The sequence below is a fragment of the Kitasatospora sp. NPDC057542 genome (assembly GCF_042801945.1).
Lineage (GTDB): Bacteria > Actinomycetota > Actinomycetes > Streptomycetales > Streptomycetaceae > Kitasatospora.
The window spans coordinates 1-2,521 of the sequence record NZ_JBHVFE010000743.1 but is presented as its reverse complement, the minus strand read 5'-3'; the positions used below and the strand labels follow the sequence as shown (position 1 = coordinate 2,521).

General features: G+C 75.4%; 2 protein-coding genes. Both read left to right on the top strand.

Features of this window, described 5'->3' with window-relative positions; genetic code table 11:
• Positions 1-271 precede the first annotated feature (271 nt).
• Entirely contained in the window at positions 272-841 is a 570-nt protein-coding gene (locus ACFU7Y_RS42960; RefSeq protein ID WP_224285347.1) for a TetR/AcrR family transcriptional regulator, read from the top strand.
• Between the two features lie 148 nt (positions 842-989).
• On the top strand, positions 990-2,521 hold a 1,532-nt coding region (locus tag ACFU7Y_RS42955; protein WP_380771903.1), incomplete at its 3' end, for a serine/threonine-protein kinase.

Genomic DNA, 2,521 nt, shown 5'->3' with positions numbered 1-2,521 from the left:
GCCTCGGCCGCCGCGGCCCGGGCGCCGGCCGGAAGGACGGTGCCGAGGGCGATCAGGGGGACGGCGGCGGCGCCGAACCGAAGCAGACCGCGCCGGGAGGGGGTGTGGGGTTGCATGGCGCTCCCTGGGTGATGCAGGGGTGGGGGTTGCCCCGCATCCTCTACCGAACTGAAAATTCAGTCAAGCTTTTGACTCAAAGCTGGCGCAACTCCCTGAAACGATCATCAGGGACCGGTCTGACCAGCCAGGGAGCCCGGTAGAGTGGGCGACCATGTCGGACCGTCGGACGGAAATACTCAAAGCCGCGACCCGGGTGATCGCCCGGCGCGGTGTACGCGGGCTACGAGTGGGCGAACTGGCGGCCGAGGCCGGGGTGTCCACCTCGCTGATCTACTACCACTTCACCGACCGGGCCGGCATCCTGCGCCGGACGCTGGAGTTCATCAGCGACCGCGCCGACCACTACACCGCCGACGAGGACCCTGCGCCCCGGACCGAGGACCCCCGGGCCGACCTGGAACGGGTCCTGCTCCGGGAGCTCCAGGACAGCACCGAGGTGCGGGAGAACAGCACCGCCTGGGGCGAGTTGAGAGCCAGCGCGGTCTTCGAACCGAGCCTGCGCGAGGACCTGGCGAGGACCACCCACACCTGGGTGCACGACATCGCCGAACTCCTCGCCCGGGCCGACCCGACCGGCACCGCACCCGCGCACGCGGCCTCCGCCGAGCGGCTCACCACCCTCGTCGAGGGCCTCAGCGTGCGCTGGCTGAGCGGCTCACTGCCCCTCGACCACGCCCGCCGGCTGCTGCGCAGCGCCGTCGACACCGAACTGCACCGCTGACGGTCACCGGCGTCCGGTCCGCCCGTCACGACTACCCTGACCCTACCTCTAAACTTCGCGATGCCGTCTGCGCCGTACAGCGCTGTGGCCGCCCGGGGACGCCGTTCCGGCTCCGCCCCCCTCCCTGTCCGCCGAGAGAGGCCACCGCATGTCCGTCGACCGATCCCCCTTCACCCTCCAGCCGGTCTTCCAGGAGCTGACCGCGGACGACCCGCGCGAGGTCGGCGGCCACCTGCTGTACGCCCGGCTCGGCGCCGGCGGCATGGGCCGGGTCTACCTCTCGTACACCCCCGGCGGCCGGCCGGTGGCGCTCAAGGTGGTGCGGCCCGAACTGGCCGAGGACCCCGAGTTCCGGGCCCGCTTCGCCCAGGAGGTGGCCAGCGCCCGGCGCATCCACGGACTGTTCACCGCGCAGGTGGTCGACGCGGGCGTGGACGCCGCCACCCCGTGGCTGGCCACCACCTACGTGCCGGGCCCCTCGCTCCAGCAGGTGGTCCAGCGCTTCGGCCCGCTGCCGGAACGGACCGTCCTGCTGCTGGTGGCGGGCATCGCCGAGGCCCTGCAGGCGATCCACTCCAGCGGGGTGGTCCACCGCGACCTCAAGCCCGGCAACGTGCTGATCGCCTCCGACGGCCCCCGGGTGATCGACTTCGGCATCGCCCGGGCGGCAGACGCCAGCGCCCTGACCGGCACCGGACTGCGCATCGGCTCGCCCGCCTACATGGCGCCCGAGCAGGCGATGGGCCGGCCGGCGACCCCGGCCACCGACGTGTACGCGCTGGGCGCCTTGGCCGTCCACGTGGCCGGCGGCACCCCGCCCTTCGGGGACGGCCCGGACCCGGCGGCGCTCTACCGGACCGTGCACGAGGAGCCCGACCTCGGCCGGGTCCCGGAGAGCCTGCGCGCCCTGCTGCTGCACTGCCTCGCCAAGCGGCCCGAGGACCGGCCGACCACCGCCGAGGTGATCGCCGCCGCCCGGAGCCACCCGGCGGTGGGCGGGCACCTCAGGTTCGGCGACGACTGGCTGCCGCACCCGCTGACCAGCCAGATCACCCGGCACGCCGAGCTGCCGCAGGTGCCCGCCGGGGCCGCCGGGGCCGGGGCCGGGGCCGGGTGGGACTCGGCCCGGACGGTCCTCGCCCCGCCGGCCGCCCCGACGCCGACGGTGCTCGCCTCCGCACCGGCGGTCGGCTCCGAGCCCGTGCCCGGCGCGCGGGTGCCGCACGAGAGCCCCCATCGGAAGGGCAGGCGCAGACGCGCCCTCGGGCGCACCGCGCTGACCGCCGCCGTCGCCCTGGCCGTCGGCGCCGCCGCGGCGGTGTTCCTGCTCGACGACCAGGAGCCGGTGGAGGCCGTGACCGCCGACGCCCCGGTGTCCGGCACGGCCGCGCCCGGCACCCCGACGGCCGCTCCGACGCCCACCCGGCCGGCCGCCGCCACGCCGACCGCCCCGGCAGCGCCCGCGCCCGCCGCCGAGTACGCCACGGTCTACCGCGCGGTCGAGCTGACCTCGGCGGACTCCGGCTACGAGTTCGACCTCGCCACCGGCACCGTGGTCCCGGTCGACAGCGCGACCTGGTACGTCGGCCGCGGCGACGGCGAGTTCCTGGTGCCGGAGACCGCCGACTCCTTCATCGGCCGGGACGCGGGCCTGGGGGTGGCCGACTGCCTCAAGGGCCT